This window comes from Shewanella sp. SM68 (assembly GCF_025653925.1).
GTDB lineage: Bacteria > Pseudomonadota > Gammaproteobacteria > Enterobacterales > Shewanellaceae > Shewanella > Shewanella oncorhynchi.
Window position 1 is genome coordinate 389,007 of sequence record NZ_JAKKRU010000003.1, and the last position, 17,100, is coordinate 406,106.

General features: G+C 46.4%; 13 protein-coding genes. 10 read left to right on the forward strand and 3 right to left on the reverse strand.

Translation table 11 applies throughout. The features are described from left to right. Positions 1–57 precede the first annotated feature (57 nt). The 7 genes from fabD to L5M40_RS07320 all read left to right on the forward strand — a co-directional run bounded on the left by fabD (position 58) and on the right by L5M40_RS07320 (position 5,855). Positions 58–984: an ACP S-malonyltransferase gene (fabD, locus tag L5M40_RS07290; protein WP_263177337.1), complete on the forward strand. Its 927-nt coding sequence runs from the start codon at positions 58–60 to the stop codon at positions 982–984. 9 nt (positions 985–993) lie between these two features. Then, complete coding sequence (gene fabG / locus L5M40_RS07295) at positions 994–1,740, forward strand: 3-oxoacyl-ACP reductase FabG (protein ID WP_006081230.1); 747 nt, start codon at positions 994–996, stop codon at positions 1,738–1,740. A gap of 164 nt (positions 1,741–1,904) precedes the next feature. After that, on the forward strand, positions 1,905–2,138 hold the full coding sequence (gene acpP, locus L5M40_RS07300) for an acyl carrier protein (RefSeq protein WP_006081231.1): 234 nt from the start codon (positions 1,905–1,907) through the stop codon (positions 2,136–2,138). Between the two features lie 236 nt (positions 2,139–2,374). Further along, positions 2,375–3,613: a beta-ketoacyl-ACP synthase II gene (fabF, locus tag L5M40_RS07305; RefSeq protein ID WP_006087466.1), complete on the forward strand. Its 1,239-nt coding sequence runs from the start codon at positions 2,375–2,377 to the stop codon at positions 3,611–3,613. A gap of 232 nt (positions 3,614–3,845) precedes the next feature. Then, entirely contained in the window at positions 3,846–4,214 is a 369-nt protein-coding gene (locus tag L5M40_RS07310) for a hypothetical protein (RefSeq protein WP_168823881.1), read from the forward strand. Between the two features lie 117 nt (positions 4,215–4,331). Further along, on the forward strand, positions 4,332–4,811 hold the full coding sequence (locus L5M40_RS07315; RefSeq protein WP_105252855.1) for an acyl-CoA thioesterase: 480 nt from the start codon (positions 4,332–4,334) through the stop codon (positions 4,809–4,811). Positions 4,812–4,979: 168 nt separating this feature from the next. Beyond that, complete coding sequence (locus L5M40_RS07320) at positions 4,980–5,855, forward strand: NAD(P)-dependent oxidoreductase (RefSeq protein WP_263196025.1); 876 nt, start codon at positions 4,980–4,982, stop codon at positions 5,853–5,855. Positions 5,856–6,060: 205 nt separating this feature from the next. On the opposite strand, the gene L5M40_RS07325 is transcribed toward L5M40_RS07320, so the two are convergent. Then, positions 6,061–6,909 carry a D-hexose-6-phosphate mutarotase gene (locus L5M40_RS07325; RefSeq protein ID WP_263256462.1) on the reverse strand — a complete coding sequence of 283 codons (849 nt, stop codon included), beginning with the start codon at positions 6,907–6,909 and terminating at the stop codon, positions 6,061–6,063. Positions 6,910–7,155: 246 nt separating this feature from the next. On the opposite strand from L5M40_RS07325, the gene L5M40_RS07330 reads away from it, so the two are divergent. From L5M40_RS07330 to L5M40_RS07340, 3 genes are all read left to right on the forward strand, one after another. Then, complete coding sequence (locus L5M40_RS07330) at positions 7,156–8,946, forward strand: acyl-CoA dehydrogenase C-terminal domain-containing protein (RefSeq protein ID WP_263256490.1); 1,791 nt, start codon at positions 7,156–7,158, stop codon at positions 8,944–8,946. Positions 8,947–9,343: 397 nt separating this feature from the next. Beyond that, a complete protein-coding gene (locus tag L5M40_RS07335) occupies positions 9,344–11,590 on the forward strand; it encodes a TonB-dependent siderophore receptor (RefSeq protein ID WP_263256492.1) in 2,247 nt (748 codons plus the stop codon). A gap of 242 nt (positions 11,591–11,832) precedes the next feature. Continuing rightward, positions 11,833–12,957, forward strand: a complete 1,125-nt coding sequence (locus tag L5M40_RS07340; protein ID WP_263177334.1) for a patatin family protein — start codon at positions 11,833–11,835, stop codon at positions 12,955–12,957. Between the two features lie 170 nt (positions 12,958–13,127). On the opposite strand, the gene asnB is transcribed toward L5M40_RS07340, so the two are convergent. Together asnB and L5M40_RS07350 are read right to left on the reverse strand one after the other, a co-directional pair. Further along, entirely contained in the window at positions 13,128–14,792 is a 1,665-nt protein-coding gene (gene asnB, locus L5M40_RS07345; RefSeq protein ID WP_105252850.1) for an asparagine synthase B, read from the reverse strand. Positions 14,793–15,369: 577 nt separating this feature from the next. Beyond that, positions 15,370–17,046 (reverse strand): M28 family metallopeptidase, encoded by a 1,677-nt coding sequence (locus L5M40_RS07350; RefSeq protein WP_263256463.1) that lies wholly within the window; start codon positions 17,044–17,046, stop codon positions 15,370–15,372. Between the last annotated feature and the right edge of the window lie 54 nt (positions 17,047–17,100).

Genomic DNA, 17,100 nt, shown 5'->3' on the forward strand with positions numbered 1-17,100 from the left:
ACATGTGTGTTCCACATGATTTTTCAATAAATTAAGTTAGCCATAGGTAATTTGAATATGGAAAATGTTGCTTTTGTATTTCCGGGCCAAGGTTCACAAGCCCTAGGCATGTTAGCCGAGCTTGCCGAATCTCATGCTGTTGTTGGACAAACCTTTGCTGAGGCGAGTGACGTCTTAGGTTATGATCTGTGGGCATTGGTTCAGCAAGGTCCTGTTGAAAGCTTAAATGAAACCGATAAAACTCAACCAGCCCTATTAGCGGCGAGCGTGGCGATTTGGCGTACCTACGTGGCTTCAGGCAAACCTATGCCAGCTATACTAGCGGGTCACAGCTTAGGTGAGTATTCTGCTTTAGTTTGCGCCGGTGTTATGGATTTTAAAGACGCGATTAAGTTGGTGGAATTACGTGGTCAACTGATGCAGCAAGCGGTTCCAGCTGGCACGGGTGCTATGTATGCGATTATCGGTTTGGACAACGAGAGTATCGCTAATGCCTGCGCCGAAGCGGCTCAAGGTGAGGTGGTGAGTCCAGTTAACTTTAACAGTCCTGGTCAAGTGGTCATTGCAGGTCAAAAAGACGCAGTTGAGCGCGCTGCAGCAGCTTGTAAAGCAGCGGGCGCTAAAATGGCGGTGGCTCTACCTGTCAGCGTGCCATCACACTGCGCATTAATGAAACCTGCGGCGGATAAACTGGCCGTGGCATTAAACGATGTACAGTTTAATACCCCAACAATTACAGTGATTAATAACGTTGATGTGGCATCACCCACCTCTGCTGATGACATTAAAGATGCGTTAGTGCGTCAGTTATATTGTCCTGTCCGCTGGAGCGAAACTGTTGAGCTAATGGCCCAAAAAGGCATTACCCAACTGGTGGAATGTGGTCCTGGTAAAGTATTGACAGGATTAGCAAAACGAATTAATAAATCACTATCAGCCCAAGCGGTTAATGATGTTGCTTCATTAGCAGCATTAACTGAGTAAGGAGTTTATATGAGTTTCAACCTGAATTTAACAGGCAAAGTGGCTTTGGTGACAGGTGCGAGCCGCGGTATTGGCCGTGCGATCGCTGAGACACTGGTCGAAGCAGGTGCAGTGGTTATTGGAACCGCAACCAGTGAGAAGGGCGCTGCGGCAATCCAAGAATATCTGGGTGACAAAGGTTTTGGTTTAGTGCTTAATGTCACAGATAGTGAATCTGTTACACATTTATTCGCTTCGATCAAAGAAAAAGCGGGTGATGTTGATATTCTAGTCAACAACGCGGGTATAACCCGTGATAATCTGCTGATGCGGATGAAAGATGATGAATGGCAGGATATTATCGACACCAACCTGACATCGTTATTTAGACTGTCAAAACCTGTGATGCGTACCATGATGAAAAAGCGCTTTGGCCGAATCATCAATATCGGTTCAGTGGTAGGCACCATGGGCAATGCAGGTCAAGTTAACTACTCGGCAGCAAAGGCGGGTTTGATTGGATTTACAAAATCTCTTGCAAGAGAGGTTGCATCTCGTCAAATTACAGTTAATGCTATCGCTCCTGGATTTATCCAGACCGATATGACAGATGAGCTGACCGAAGAGCAGCAAAAAGCTATCATGTCACAGGTTCCGATGGAACGATTAGGGCAAGCGCAAGAAATTGCCAATGCAGTGCTCTTTTTGGCCTCGGACTCAGCCGCTTACATCACAGGCGAAACTTTGCATGTGAATGGCGGCATGTACATGGTTTAAGGGCGAATGGCAGGGATTTCTGTCGCAACTGAGTAGTGATCTGTATCAATTGATAGTGAAATTTCGTGGTTAGACCACGAAAACTAAGCTTGCATTGTCAGCCAAATCTAATAAACTACTCGCAATCTTACGCAAGTGCGTAATTTGAATAGGAAAGAAAACTAATGAGCAACATCGAAGAACGTGTAAAGAAAATCATTGTAGAGCAACTGGGCGTTAAAGAAGAAGACGTTAAGCCAGCGGCATCTTTCGTTGACGATCTGGGTGCAGATTCTCTGGACACTGTTGAGTTGGTTATGGCTCTGGAAGAAGAGTTTGATACCGAGATCCCTGATGAAGAAGCTGAAAAGATCACTACTGTTCAAGCAGCGATCGACTACGTTTCTAAGAATCAGTAATTCTGAATTCTTGAAGACAGGCGGCATTTTTGCCGCCTGTTTTTGTTTTACCCCCGTCAAATTCTGCCTCCGTGCCATTCAATCGTCTCTGGATCGTGTTTTAATTGTTATCCACGAGATGCTCGCCGCAGATTGGCGAATTTTTCTAAATAAAAATTATTTAAGAAATTGTCTAATGATAGAAAACCCTGTGTCCTCTATCTGAATTAACAAATTAGCATTTAAAGGTGACTGCCGTGTCTAAACGTCGTGTAGTGGTAACCGGTTTGGGGTTAGTAACTCCAGTGGGCAATACTGTCGATACTACTTGGAAGGCTTTGCTTTCGGGTAAGAGTGGTATTGCACCGATAACCAAATTTGATGCCAGTGAATTTACCACTCGTTTCAGTGGTTCAGTAAAAGATTTCGATGTTGAGCAATACGTAACGAAAAAAGACGCCCGTAAGATGGACCTCTTTATTCAATACGGTATGGCGGCTGGCATCCAAGCTATCCAAGACTCAGGTCTGGACATGAGTAAAGAAAACCCTGGTCGTGTCGGTACTGCTATTGGTGCGGGTATGGGCGGTATGTGGTTGATTGAACAAGGTCACAGCGCATTGATGAATGGTGGCCCGCGTAAGGTTTCTCCTTTTTTCGTACCTAGTACCATCATCAATATGATTTCGGGCCACTTGTCGATCATGTTTGGCATGAAAGGGCCAAATTTCGCCGTGACGACCGCTTGTACTACGGGCGTGCATAATATCGGTTTCGCGGCGCGTACCATTGCCTATGGTGATGCAGACGTGATGGTTGCCGGCGGTGCAGAGGATGTCACTTCTCCTTTAGGCGTGGCAGGTTTTGGTGCAGCGAAAGCGTTATCGACACGCAATGACGATCCGACTGCGGCGAGCCGTCCATGGGATAAAGACCGTGATGGTTTTGTGATCGGTGATGGTGCTGGTGTGATGGTGATGGAAGAGTACGAACATGCAAAAGCGCGCGGTGCGACCATTTACGGCGAATTAGTCGGTTTTGGTATGAGCGGTGATGCGTTCCATATGACATCGCCTCCAAGTGACGGAGCAGGCGCTGCGGCGGCTATGGTCAATGCTATTAATGACGCTAAGTTATCACTGGAGCAAATTGGTTATATCAATGCCCACGGTACGTCGACGCCAGCTGGTGATAAAGCGGAAGCGGCAGCGGTTAAGTCAGTATTTGGCGACCACGCTTATAAAGTACTGGTTAGCTCGACTAAATCAATGACGGGTCACCTGTTAGGTGCTGCGGGTGCGGTTGAAGCGATTTTCACTTTGCTAGCACTGCGCGACCAAGCCGTACCGCCAACCATTAACTTGGATAATCCAGATGAAGGTTGTGACTTAGATTTTGTTGCCCATACAGCCCGTGACGTGAAGATGGATTACGCTCTGTGTAACTCCTTCGGTTTCGGTGGGACTAACGGTTCATTACTGTTCAAGAAAGTGTAAAACACGCATTTATGGTGTAAAAAACAGTGAAAAAATGCGCCTGAGGGCGCATTTTTTATGGGTAAAATTCATTGTTCATGTGAGTTGAACTCCGTTATCTTATGGCTTTATTGTGATAGATGTCACTTTCTAACTGTATGATATCCATAGTGTTAACATTTGTTCATCAAGCTTGTTTAATTCTAGTGACCACAGATAATGACAGACATATTCAATCTTAATGGAGTGTGTCATGTTAAATCCCGCGGTGATCCCGCTTGTTCCCCTCATTGGCGCATTAACTGCCAATCTGACCGAATTGATCCGCGGTGAGTTTAAAGTGTGGCATCCAAACATGGACATCGGGATCAAGACTTTTACCTTAGCAATCGCTGCTTACGTGGTGGTTTGGTTTGCCTTATTGGTGACGGCGATTAACGTCGGTGGCGATAGCAATATGTCTTCGGGCCTCGAAGTGCTTGGTTTCTTTATGTTTGGCTTAGGCGTTTACACTTTTGCTAAGGGTACGCGTTTCGTCAGTAGTGAACTTCAACTATGGATTTATCGTTTAGCGTTGCCGAGTTTATTGCTTTGCTGCGTGCTTATTAGCCACTTTGGTTAAATCGAATTTTTTGACTAGGTCAATCGTAATTATTTTTACGCTAATGGCGCTTTCTATCGTAAACTCAGCCTATTGCACGAAACATTGAGCCACAGTGGCTGAATAAGTTGAGGTTATATGGCTGGTATAGATAGACAAAGTACCCTGAGATTTTTGTCAGAGCCTGCGGATGTGAATTTTGGTGGTAAAGTTCACGGCGGCGCTGTGATGAAGTGGATCGATCTCGCGGCCTATGCCTGTGCAGCGGGCTGGAGCGGTAAATATTGTATTACTGCCTATGCGGGCGGTATTCGTTTTGTGCAACCCATTTTGGTCGGCAATATTGTTGAAGTCAGCGCAAAAGTGATTTATACGGGTAAAACTTCTATGCATATCGGTATCGATGTGCGAGCGGGCGATCCTAAAGTTTCTGAGCGTCATCTCACCACCCATTGTATTGTGATCATGGTCGCAGTTGATGAAGATGGCCTACCTACGCCTGTGCCTGAGTGGATACCACAGACGGAACATGATATTCATTTACGGGATTCTGCACTGCGCTTGATGGAAATGCGTAAAAAGATTGGCGCCGAAATGGAAGCCCATGTGGTGAAATAGCTCCATAAATTAAATCAGCAAAGGCGCTTAAGGCGCCTTTGTTGTTTCTAGCGAAAAGTGCGTTTATCACTCGCTCCGATTTCACTCTGACGTTACCATTGATGAATGTTAAACTGCGGCCACTATTTTGAATCGATTCACTTTGTTTATCTATTTAAGGATCAGCTCATGGCAAAAGTCGCATTTATTGGTTTAGGCGTAATGGGATATCCCATGGCGAGGCATTTACTGAACAAAGGCCATGAGGTCACTGTTTATAATCGTACTTTTGCCAAGGCGCAAACTTGGGTCGACACCTATGGTGGTCGCTGCTGTCCAACACCAAAGGAAGCGGCCGAGGGTCAAGATATTGTGTTTACTTGCGTGGGCAATGATAACGATCTGCGTGAAGTGGTATTAGGCAGTGATGGCGTTATCCATGGGATGGAAAAGGGCACTGTGCTGGTTGACCATACTACGGCTTCGGCCGATGTCGCTCGTGAGCTTGCCAAAGTCTTAGCCGAAAAAGGCATTGATTTCCTCGATGCGCCCGTGTCTGGCGGACAAGCGGGCGCCGAAAATGGCGCCTTGACTGTGATGGTCGGCGGCGATGAAGCGGTATTTGAGCGTGTTAAACCCGTGATTGAAGCCTTTGCCCGCTGCGCCGAACGTTTGGGTGATGTCGGTGCTGGTCAGTTAACTAAGATGGTGAACCAAATTTGTATCGCGGGTGTGGTGCAAGGTTTGGCGGAAGCATTACAGTTTGCCCGTAAAGCGGGACTCGATGGCGAGAAAGTCATTGAAGTGATCAGCAAAGGCGCGGCGCAAAGCTGGCAGATGGAAAATCGCTACAAGACGATGTGGGGCCAAAGCTATGATTTTGGTTTTGCCGTCGATTGGATGCGTAAAGACTTAGGCATCGCCTTAGAAGAAGCCCGCCGCAATGGTTCACACTTGCCATTGACCGCTTTGGTGGATCAATTCTATTCAGAAGTGCAGGGCATGGGCGGTAACCGTTGGGATACGTCTAGCTTGCTGGCGCGCTTAGAGAAATCGGCGAAATAAGTTTTACCTTAAGTTTCATCGTTATAACAACTTAGGTTTTGTAGTGATAAAACTTTGGCTTCGGAGTGATAAACACTCTGGTTTCGCAGTGATAGGTTTTGCAATGATAAAAATGCCCAGTCCCGATTGCGTTGGCAAATAGGACTGGGCATTTTTGTGTGTATCGTTTTTTGACTAGGACATTAAGAGCTAGGATATTTAATCGTTAGTCTTTCCAGCGAATATGGGTCACTAAACTGTGGGTTTCACCTGGTGCGAGCACGACTTTATCTTCTAATACATTGGCCGCTTCTAGGCAGACCATGGTCAGATAATCTTCTGGATTAAATCGGCCCAAGCGTTGTGACTTTTCAATCCATGGATTCCATAATACCGCTGATTGGCTGTTTTCACGGCTGACTTCGATTGTCCCTTGCGGTGTATGCAATAACTGCACTGGGCCGAGATCGGTATAGACACGATCTGTCTCGCGATCAAACAGCACTTCATCCGTGGTTTGCGGATAAGGCCCTTGTGCAAATTCGATGTATTTTGACCCACTAAAACCGCAGGCTTTGAGTTGGTGGATATCCTCAATCGGAAAATAGCTGTGCAGCGCTTGGGTAAGTGTAACGGGGTCAGTACCTAAGTTGGTATTCACAAGACTAATGCTTAGGGTGTCGCTGAGGGTGAATAATACGCTGACCTCAGTGTTATGCGGCCAATAGATTTTATCTTGCTCACTGATTTTTAAGCTAAAACGTAAATCCACTAACTGATTACGCATTTCTACCGATTCCAGCGCCCAAATTCGGGTACGGGCGAAACCGTGTTGGGGAAAGTTCGCTTCACTACTCATGCCAAACCAAGGCCAGCATACGGGTACACCACCACGGATCCCATTACCGGGTTGATAATCGTCAGCCGATGAAACCCACAGCAAAGGTGGTTTGCCTACGGGTTGAAAATAGTCTATTTGCGCGCCCTGCAAAAAAATTCTTGCCTGACATAACGCCGTATTCACTTCGACATAATCGAGCCCGTTGGCGTGCTTTTTAGTAGTGACAGAACCCATAGTAACAATATCCTTAACTCTGCTGACGTATCAGAAAAACAGGCAGTTAGCTTACAAAGTTTTCCGCGATAACATAAGGCTTTGTTGCGATCAATTTACGGTTTCGCTGTTCGTTTGTGTAAACAAAAGTCTGTGGAGGATACTGAGGTGCTTTCTTTTTCGGCAGATTTAGCTAAAGTGGTCAGAGCACCAAAGTGGTCAGATCACTTAGTTGAGTTGCAGTCTAACAAGAAAAGGGAAGCGATTATGCCAGTTTATCAAGCGCCGCTGCGCGACTATCAATTTATCCTCGATGAAATGTTACATATTTATCAGCAAGATGCACTCAAGGGGTTCGATGAAATCGATCCAGATCTTGTCGATGCGATCCTGCAAGGTATGGCCGACTTTAGTAGTGAAGTGATGTTACCGCTCAATAGTGTCGGCGATCTGCAAGGCTGTAAGTTGGTCGATGGTAAGGTGATTACACCGGAAGGATTTGATAATGCCTATCGGCAGTTTGTTGATAATGGCTGGCCGACGCTGACCTGCGATCCTGAATATGGCGGCCAAGGCTTACCCGAAGTGGTGGGGATTTTTGCCACTGAGATACAAACGGCAACCAATATGGCCTTTGCCATGTATCCCGGTTTGACCCATGGCGCCTATGCCGCCATCCATGCCCACGGCAGTGATGCGCTCAAGCAAAAATATTTAAGCAAATTAGTCAGCGGTGAATGGACGGGAACCATGAACTTGACTGAGTCCCACGCCGGTACTGACTTAGCCTTATTACGCACCAAAGCCGTGCCAGTATCCGAAGGCGTTTTTGCCATTACTGGCGAGAAGATTTTTATCTCCTCAGGCGATCATCAACTCACCGACAACATAGTGCACCTCGTATTAGCTCGTTTGCCGGATGCGCCTGAAGGCGTGAAGGGCATATCTTTGTTCGCAGTGCCTAAAGTATTAGTGAATAACGATGGTAGTTTAGGCGCACCGAACACTTTATATGCCAGTGGCCTTGAACATAAGATGGGCATTCACGGTAACTCAACTTGTGTAATGGTATTTGAAGGTGCATTGGGTGAGCTTGTCGGCGAGCCACACCAAGGACTGCGAGCCATGTTTACTATGATGAACCAAGCGCGTTTAGGTGTGGGCGTGCAAGGGCTGGGCGTCTCTGAGATTGCCTATCAAAATGCGCTGGCCTATGCCAAAGATAGATTACAGAGCCGCGCCTTAAGCGGTGCCAAAGCACCCGAAAAAGCCGCCGATCCGATTTTGGTTCATGGCGATGTGCGCCGCATGTTGCTCTCGCAAAAAGCCTTTAATGAAGGCGCAAGAGCCTTAGTTGGACAACAAGCTTTGTGGCTAGATGAAGCTGAGCGTCATACCGATCCCGTCAAAGCCAAAGTTGCCTCCCAATTAGCGGCACTGTTCACGCCAGTGGTGAAAGGTTTTATCACTAACCGTGGTTTTAATGCCTGTGTCGATGCACAGCAAGTGTTTGGTGGACATGGTTATATTCATGAGTGGGGTATGGAGCAATTTGTGCGTGATAGCCGTATTGCACTGATTTATGAAGGCACTAACGGTATTCAGGCATTGGATTTAGTGGGGCGTAAGCTGCTTAGCGACCGCGGTGCGGCGATGCAGCAATGGTCGGCGTTAGTGACTGAGTTTATTAAGTCACATAGCACGAATGCGGCGATGCAACCTTACGTGAGTGGTTTAATGGATTGTGCGGGTGATTTGCAAAAGGCTAGCGGTTATTTAGCTTCGCAGGCAGCGACCAATCCTGACATTATCGGCGCAGCCTCTATGGCTTATCTGGAGTTATTTGGGGTGACTGCGCTGGCGTGGATGTGGGCCAGAAGTGCCGCGGTGGCATTAGCGGCGCTGGAGCAGGGCACCGAAGAAACTGCATTTTATCAGGCCAAATTGAAAACTGCCGATTTCTACATGGCTTACTGGGCGGTGCAAGGTCGCAGTCTGCGTAAGCAAATCGAGCAGGCGAGCGAAATGCTCACTCAATTGGATGAAGCTATCTTTTAAGCATTCACCTTATAGGCTGAGTTAAGCCCTTGCTTAAGCACAGCTCAACAATAGCCAAAAACCAGCGCACTGTCGCTGGTTTTTATTTTTATATCGTTTAAATTTTTAACTTATTGTTTTTCTTAGGTTGTACACAAATACTCAGCTTGATGCTGTGAGTCTCTATTTCATTCCAAATTAAAACTTCCATCGAAGGTTTGTGTTACTGGCGCTCTCTTTCGTTTGAGTCATAACCAAACATAACAAGGACTATGTGGGTTGATGTCGATGATTTATTAAACGCGTTTCACAATTGTGTAAATTCAAATGATAATTATTGTCATTCGTAAATCATTCTTTATAATGACGGCCAATTCGTTTGAATACATTTGTAAACCCTTTGGTTTATGCCATTTTTATGCGCTCGCGCTGGGGACATTCTGTGAAGACTCGTTTCGCCTACTCATTAATCGCACTTGCACTCGCTCAACATCAGTCGGCATTTGCCGCTGAAATCGTACTCGATAAAGAGGCTCCACAGCAGACCTTGTCTACGAACTCACCAGTCCCCAGTCCTGCATCGACTCAATCCGCGGCCGATGGGGAGATAACACTCGCAGCACCTGAGCGTATTGCTGTCCATGGCCGTGCAATGCAAATGTACGTCGATAAAGAAACGACAGTTGGCACTAAGACGGCGATTAATGTGATGGAATTGCCGCAGTCGGTGCAAGTGCTGACCGAGCAGTTAATCGTCGACCAAGCGGCGCGCAATATTACCGATTTATACCGCTCTATCGCGGGCGTGAGTGAGTTTAGTTATTCGGGCGTGACCTTTCGCGGTTTCCGCGACGATGCCAACGTTTTTTATGATGGGGTAAGGGGCGATCCCTATTCGGGATTTTCTGTGCCGCAACTCTTTAACGTGCAGCGGGTTGAAGTGTTAAAAGGTCCTGCATCCGCACTTTATGGCGGCGGTGAACCCGGCGGCATGATCAACTATGTCACTAAAAAACCGACCTTTGTTGAAAGTAAAGAGCTGACCTTAAGCACGGGCAGCGAGGATATGATGGGGGGCTCGCTGGATTTCACTGGTGGCCTAACCCAAAATCTCGCCTATCGCTTTGGCGCCTATTATCAGCAGGAAGATAGCTTTCGCAATAATGCCGATAGCCAAAATGCCGAAGTGGCGGGTGGGTTACTCTACGAAATCAGTGACGATACTAAGCTCACCACCACTTTCGATATTATTAAGCAGGATTTAGGCGGTAACCGACTGCGCGGTGTTCCCGTCGATGATGCGGGCAATTTTCTTGTCGCACCATCCTATAATGCCAATGAGAAGAGTGACTTCCAGAAGATGGATGCACTGGTGCTGCAATCGATTCTTGATCATCAATTTACCGATAATTTCTCGGTCAAGACTCAGATCCGTTATCTGAATAATGATTCGACGCAGCAATATCATGAATCGAGAGGTTGGGCGACCTTAGATGCCAATAAAAAGCCCATTATGGGTGATGGCACCATTAAGCGTGAATACCGAGTTCAAGCACGGGCTAATGATGAAATCAGTTTAACCAATGATTTTGTCTATGCATTCGATGCTTTAGGTTTTGAACATGAATTCCTGTTCGGCGGCGACTATCACTATGTCGAAACCGAATATCAGTACAAATTGGCGACTGATAAGGATGGTGTTGGTAACTTGAATATTTTTGACCTTAACTATGGTGATACCGACCCTAATAGTTACAACTTGAAGGATAAAAATACCGATGGTACCCGCGCTAACCGTTACGGCATTTATGTACAGGAACATCTGCACTTTAATGAACAGTGGTCATTGATTGCCGGTCTGCGTTTTAGCCAGTTTGATGATTATGATAAAAATACCGGTTTCTCCTTCAGCGATAACGCGATAACGCCAAGAGCAGGGCTTAATTATCGCCCAATCGATTCCATGTCCTTTTATTTGAATTACTCAGAGAGCTTCAATCCAGCATCTTTAACCAATCAAGCGGAAGATATTGGTGACGGTTTCCTCGATCCAGAAACGGGCAATCAAATTGAACTTGGGATGAAAAATGAATGGCTTGATGGCCAGTTTATGACCACGCTTGCTGTGTATCGCATTGAAAAACAAAATGTCGCCCAAGCTAACCCTTTAGATACTGGTGATGACGATGGTATTCCCGCTTTACTTAATTTGGGTGAAGTACACAGTCAAGGCCTTGAATGGACGCTGGTGGGGGATTTAACCGATAACCTGACCGTCACGGCAAACTATGCCTATAACGAGACTGAAGTGGTTAAAGGGGTAACGAACGACAGTTTAACTAATACGTTTGATAGTAAGCACTTTGCCAATGCGCCGCGCCATCAAGCAGGGATATGGACCCGTTACGATATCAATGTACTCGATTCGGCGATTGCTTTTGGCATGGATTACGTGGGTGAACAGTTTAGCCTCGATGGCCAAACGGTGAAGCCCCATACCATTTTTGATATGAGCTGGACGACCCAGTGGGATCAAACTCAAGTTCGCTTAAATCTTAAAAATATCTTCGATAAAGAATATGCCGTCAGTGGTTTTAGCGAGCGTAATGGCCATTTCCCCGGTGAGCCGCGTAATATTACGCTTGAACTGAGTCATAAGTTTTAATGCATTGATGTAAAAATAGCTTGTTCGTTAATGATGATGAGCAAGCTGGAGCGAATGGGTTAATCTTGCGCGAATAACCGCCGTAGCTCTCTGTCTGTATTCGTGCCTTTAGCATGGATTAACCTTGTGTAACTATCATCTTAATAGTGTTTACCTATTAAGATGATAGTTTCTATCCGTTATATTTTCTCATTCAGCTTGTTTAGACTCGCCTTATATGAATTATTCGATAAGGTTTTCCTATGCACGCCGTCAGCCACTTAACCTCCAAAGACGCTCAATCTAACGCTAGCCCACAGGTGGCCCTGATTGCAGAAGGTGGTGGTCAGCGCGGTATATTCACCGCAGGCGTGCTCGATGCTTGGCTTGATGGCGGATTCGATCCCTTTGATTTGTTTATCGGTACCTCAGCAGGCTCACAGAATCTCAGCAGTTTTTTGGCCCGCCAAAAGGGTTATGCCAAACGCTTAATCCGCGGTTTATCGCGCCATAAACGTTTCTATCGACTCGGTCGCGGGTTAGTTGGCGGCAATGTAGTCGATTTAGATTGGTATTTTGAGCAGACTCGACAAGGGATGTTTAAATTAGATCTTAACGCGGCGACAGCCTCACTCGGTCATCGGCAGTTACTGATCACCACCACTAATGCCAGTGATCGCAAAGGTTATTTTTTAAGTCCAAGCAGTAAAGGCCAGTGGCGCGAATTGCTAAAAGCTTCTAGCGCATTACCATTTTTGTATAAACAAGGGGTGAAACTCACGCCTTGGCTGAGTGACAACGCCTGTAATAGTGACAAGGCCTGTAATAACGGCGCGGCTAATCATAGCGCCTCTGATCACGGCGCAGCATTAAGCGAAGGTATTGATAGTGATTTTTATCTCGACGGCGGTTTAGCAGCGCCTTTACCTGTGCGTGAGGCCTATCGTCGTGGTGCCCGCAAAATTGTGGTGATCCGTACTGTGAGCGAGGATTTTCAGGCGCAATCGGCTTGGGTTCACAAATTAAAATCTTGGATTTGTGTTTCTGGCTTTTGTCCGAAAACCATAGATTACTTAGTGCAGCACGAACAAGCCTATCAGGATGAATTGGATTTCATCGCTAATCCGCCAGAGGATGTGGAGATAGTGCAGATTTTTGCTGCTGAAAATTTGCAAAGTAAATTGCTGGGCAGTACCGATGCGGATTTACGCCATGATTATCATGCGGGGCTGAGTGCCGGAAAGCAGTTTTTAAGCTTAGATCCGATGGCGTTGACGCAGATGAATGTTCATTTTCAAACTCAAGTGCAAATCAACGACAAGACTCAAATTCATACTAACGCTCATACTCAGGCTCAAATCCAGCCATTCAGTGCGCTGTCGGCCTAGTTTGGTATTTTAGCTAAGTCACCATTTTGTACGTGAGTAAGCAATAAAAGTAAAAAGCATCAAAATACAAGCGCCACCCTAGGGTGGCGCTTGTGGTTGGCTGTATTAACCAGTTCATCAATCTAGCTCATTAACCTAATTTATGAACTTAGTCCTTCAACGTTAGGCTATTAATAACTTGAGGTGTGTACAGAGCGTACTGCTCGGCCTGATGGGTCGATAATGCCGCGTAAGCTTTCGTCCCAAGCCAATGCTTCTGGCGTTGAACAGGCGACGGATTTACCGCCTGGAACCGTTTCTGCAGCGCCGCTCAGTGGATAATGTTCCTCAAAGAAGCAGCGATAGAAATAAGCTTCTTTGGTTTCTGGCGTGTTGTATGGGAAACGGAATTTCGCGTTCGCCAATTGTAAATCATCCACACGCGCTGCAGCTTGTTCTTTCAAACCGTCAATCCAAGAGTAGCCAACGCCGTCACTGAATTGTTCCTTCTGACGCCACGCTACTTCTTTTGGCAATTTGTGCTCAAAGGCTTTACGCAGAATATGTTTCTCAATACGGCCATCCTTAGACATTTTCGCTTCAGGGTTGATGCGCATCGCCACATCCATAAACTCTTTATCGAGGAAGGGCACGCGAGCTTCTAATCCCCAAGCGGCCATGGCTTTGTTGGCTCGCAGACAATCGAACAGATGCAGCTTATCGAGTTTGCGGACTAACTCCTCGTGGAATGCCTGTGCGTTTGGCGCTTTATGGAAGTATAAATAGCCGCCAAATAGTTCGTCAGCACCTTCACCCGATAACACCATTTTAATGCCCATCGCTTTGATTTTACGCGCCATTAAATACATTGGCGTGGCAGCACGTATGGTGGTGACATCGTAGGTTTCTAAGTGATAGATCACTTCTTTAATCGCATCTAAGCCTTCTTGGAAGGTGAAATGGATCTCATGGTGAATCGTACCAATCGCTTCGGCGACCTTTTTGGCGGCGATTAAATCTGGCGCACCTTCAAGGCCGACGGCAAAGGAATGTAACTGTGGCCACCAAGCGTTGGTTTCGCCATCGTCTTCAATGCGGCGTTTAGCAAAGGTTTGCGTCACGGCGGAAATGATCGAGGAATCTAAGCCGCCCGACAGCAACACACCATAGGGCACGTCTGACATTAATTGGCGCTTGACCGCCGCTTCTAATGCGTCACGCAATTCTTCTTGGCTGGCTGGGTTATCTTTAACCGCATCATAGCTTTGCCAATCGCGAGTGTAGTATTTCACCGCGGCGGCATCGCTTGAGTACAAATATTGGCCCGGTAAGAATTCTTCTACGGTTTTACACACTGGCATCAAGGCTTTCATTTCGGAGGCAACATAGAAGTTACCCGCAGCGTCACGGCCTGTGTATAGCGGGATAATACCCATGTGATCGCGGCCGATAAGGTATCTGTCTTGGGCTTTGTCATATAACACAAAGGCGAAGATACCGTTTAATTTATCAAGAAATTCAGTGCCATATTCTTGATACAGCGCCAAGATCACTTCGCAGTCAGAGTTGGTTTGATAGCTGTACTTATCGCCTAACTGGGCTTTCAATTCTTTGTGGTTATAGATTTCGCCGTTGACCGCGAGGATCAAACTGCCATCTTCAGTCAGCAGCGGCTGAGCACCGTGTTCAATGTCAACAATCGCTAAACGTTCGTGGGCAAGAATCGCCTTATCACTGGCATAAATACCTGACCAGTCAGGGCCACGGTGGCGCATGAGCTTAGACATTTCTAGCGCGACTTGGCGCAGTTCTTTGGCATCAGATTGGATATCTAAAATCGAAAAGATTGAACACATAGTACAACTCCCACACTGTCTGTCATTTGAGGATGTCTCAATTGAGGTTTAATGTGCCAGCTATTTAGCGTTTTGCCAAATACTATTTTTGATGTTTTATCTGTTTATTGGTGATTTTGTTGATTTAGATGTTTGTGTTTAATGATTTTATTTGAGAATAATTCATTTAATTCACGTTATTTTTGATGATTTGTTTTTATTGTCTGATTTGGTGTGAGGGGTTTTGGGGAATTCACAATGAGTTTTAAAAAAGTGTCGATGACAGAAAAACCGTTAAAAAAGACCATAAATAATGAGTTGGCTCGTTTAAGTGTTTTATTTTTAATCAATTAATGCGCCGAGTTTGACATCAACCAATGGCATAAGACTATTCAGAATTGTGTGGCAGGATGGATATTTCGCGATAACGGCATTGTTTGTGAGCTGAAAACAAAAAGCACGTGAATGGTTCACGTGCTTGTAGGTCTTGTTTGGCGCTCTATTCAGCTGGCGCTTTATTTCGCAGGTGCGACTAGCAGGCGGCAATAAGAGAGGACTAACCCAGCTGCCTCTCGTAAGAAGCCACTCACTCAGCCTGTTATTTTGCGTCCGTTACAAGCGTCGTTTTGGCTGGGCGCAGGCTATTTAATTCTGTACCTTGATAGTATCCCGGCCAATCTTTACTGTTGCCCAATGTGCGTGTGACTTGGTAGTAGATTTGCAAGTCTTGCAGCGCGCCGCTTAAATCCCAGTCTTCACGGTATTCATCGCAGACATTGTGATAACAGCCCTTCATTGTCGCTTGCATCTGGGTTTTATAAGCACCCGTGGCTTCATCAACGGGGTCGCTACCGCCGCCAGCAAAGACGGCGGGCACGCCTAGTTTGGCAAAGCTGAAATGATCTGAACGGAAGAAACCGCCCGAAGCGGGATTTTTCTCACCCATGGCGATGCGGTTTTGTTGTTTAGCCGCATCGATAAGATAAGTTTCTAACTCAGATTTACCTTTGCCGACGATGGTAAAGTCTTTGGTTTTGCCATAGATATTCGTGCTGTCGAGGTTTAACACTGCCACGGTTTTGTCGATAGGATAAAGTGGATTAGCGGCGTAATAGCGTGAACCGAGTAAGCCCTGTTCTTCACCTGTGGTAGCGATAAAGGTAACCGAGCGCGCTAAACCATGGCCTTGTTTGGCATTGTCGGCTAATTGTCTGGCGATTTCGAGAATGCCGGCAGTGCCCGAGGCATTATCCATGGCGCCGTTATAAATTTGATCGCCTGCTTTCGTCTCGTCTTTACCTATGTGATCCCAATGGGCGGTGTAGAGGATTTGTTCGTCGGCTTGTGTGCTGCCGGGGAGTGTGGCGACCACATTGTAGCTATTCGCGTATTCGGCTTTATTTTTAAAGGCGATGTTGGCCGTTTGTTCAAGGGGTAAATTGATTGAGCTGTCGGCGGCGCGCGCCATTAAATTAGGCAGTGATAAACCGGCTTTATCGAACAGTTGTGTAGCCGCGTCCAATGTAAGCCAGCCTTCGACTTGGATACGGCTATCTTGTTCTGCTTTACTGAGGACCAGATCTTGCTGTGGTCCAGTCCAACTATTTTCTATCACGGACCAAGGGTAAGAGGCAGGCTCGGTATCATGGATAATCAGTGCGCCGAGTGCGCCTTGACGACTGGCCTCTTCAAATTTGTAGCTCCAACGGCCGTAATAGGTCATGGCTTTGCCGTTGAATTTCCCCGAGTCAGGGCGAGCAAAGCCAGGATCGTTCACTAAGATCACCGCGATTTTGCCTTTCATGTCGAGATCTTGGTAATCATTCCAACCATATTCAGGGGCGTTCACCCCATAGCCGACGAAGACTAATGGTGCGTTCTCAATACTAATACCACCGTTATCGTGGCGACTGCTGAGCACTAGATCTTTTCGGTATTTAAAGGGTAATCCTGCCAGCGTGACTTGCTGCGCTTCATCTGCTGTATAGCTCACCATAGGCACAGGTTGTAAAAAGCTGCCTTGGTACGCGCCCTTGAGTCCCATCTCTGTAAAGGCTTTGGTCAAATAATCCAAGGTGAGTTTTTCACCGTGAGTGGTGGGCGCACGGCCTTCAAATTCATCGGATGACAGGGCTTTAATATCATTTCTAAAGCGCGCTTCATTAAACTGCACTGGTTTGAGTTCAGCCAAAGTGCTGTTGCCATCAGGCTCTGGTGCATTCGGACTACAGGCACTGAGCATCGCCAACGCACAGAGGGGATACAGACGTCGCATAGGTTAATCCTACTGTTGTTTTAATTAAGGTATTTTAGATTTATGTTAATCAAT

Bases quoted from the DNA above. Each gene is read 5' to 3' on its own strand.
- L5M40_RS07340 (WP_263177334.1), top strand. From the start codon at position 11,833: ATGCACGCCGTCAGCCACTTAACCTCCAAAGACGCTCAATCTAACGCT.
- L5M40_RS07330 (WP_263256490.1), top strand. From the start codon at position 7,156: ATGCCAGTTTATCAAGCGCCGCTGCGCGACTATCAATTTATCCTCGAT.
- L5M40_RS07315 (WP_105252855.1), top strand. From the start codon at position 4,332: ATGGCTGGTATAGATAGACAAAGTACCCTGAGATTTTTGTCAGAGCCT.
- L5M40_RS07335 (WP_263256492.1), top strand. From the start codon at position 9,344: ATGCGCTCGCGCTGGGGACATTCTGTGAAGACTCGTTTCGCCTACTCA.
- fabG (WP_006081230.1), top strand. From the start codon at position 994: ATGAGTTTCAACCTGAATTTAACAGGCAAAGTGGCTTTGGTGACAGGT.
- asnB (WP_105252850.1), bottom strand. From the start codon at position 14,792: ATGTGTTCAATCTTTTCGATTTTAGATATCCAATCTGATGCCAAAGAA.
- acpP (WP_006081231.1), top strand. From the start codon at position 1,905: ATGAGCAACATCGAAGAACGTGTAAAGAAAATCATTGTAGAGCAACTG.
- L5M40_RS07310 (WP_168823881.1), top strand. From the start codon at position 3,846: ATGTTAAATCCCGCGGTGATCCCGCTTGTTCCCCTCATTGGCGCATTA.
- L5M40_RS07325 (WP_263256462.1), bottom strand. From the start codon at position 6,909: ATGGGTTCTGTCACTACTAAAAAGCACGCCAACGGGCTCGATTATGTC.
- L5M40_RS07320 (WP_263196025.1), top strand. From the start codon at position 4,980: ATGGCAAAAGTCGCATTTATTGGTTTAGGCGTAATGGGATATCCCATG.
- L5M40_RS07350 (WP_263256463.1), bottom strand. From the start codon at position 17,046: ATGCGACGTCTGTATCCCCTCTGTGCGTTGGCGATGCTCAGTGCCTGT.
- fabD (WP_263177337.1), top strand. From the start codon at position 58: ATGGAAAATGTTGCTTTTGTATTTCCGGGCCAAGGTTCACAAGCCCTA.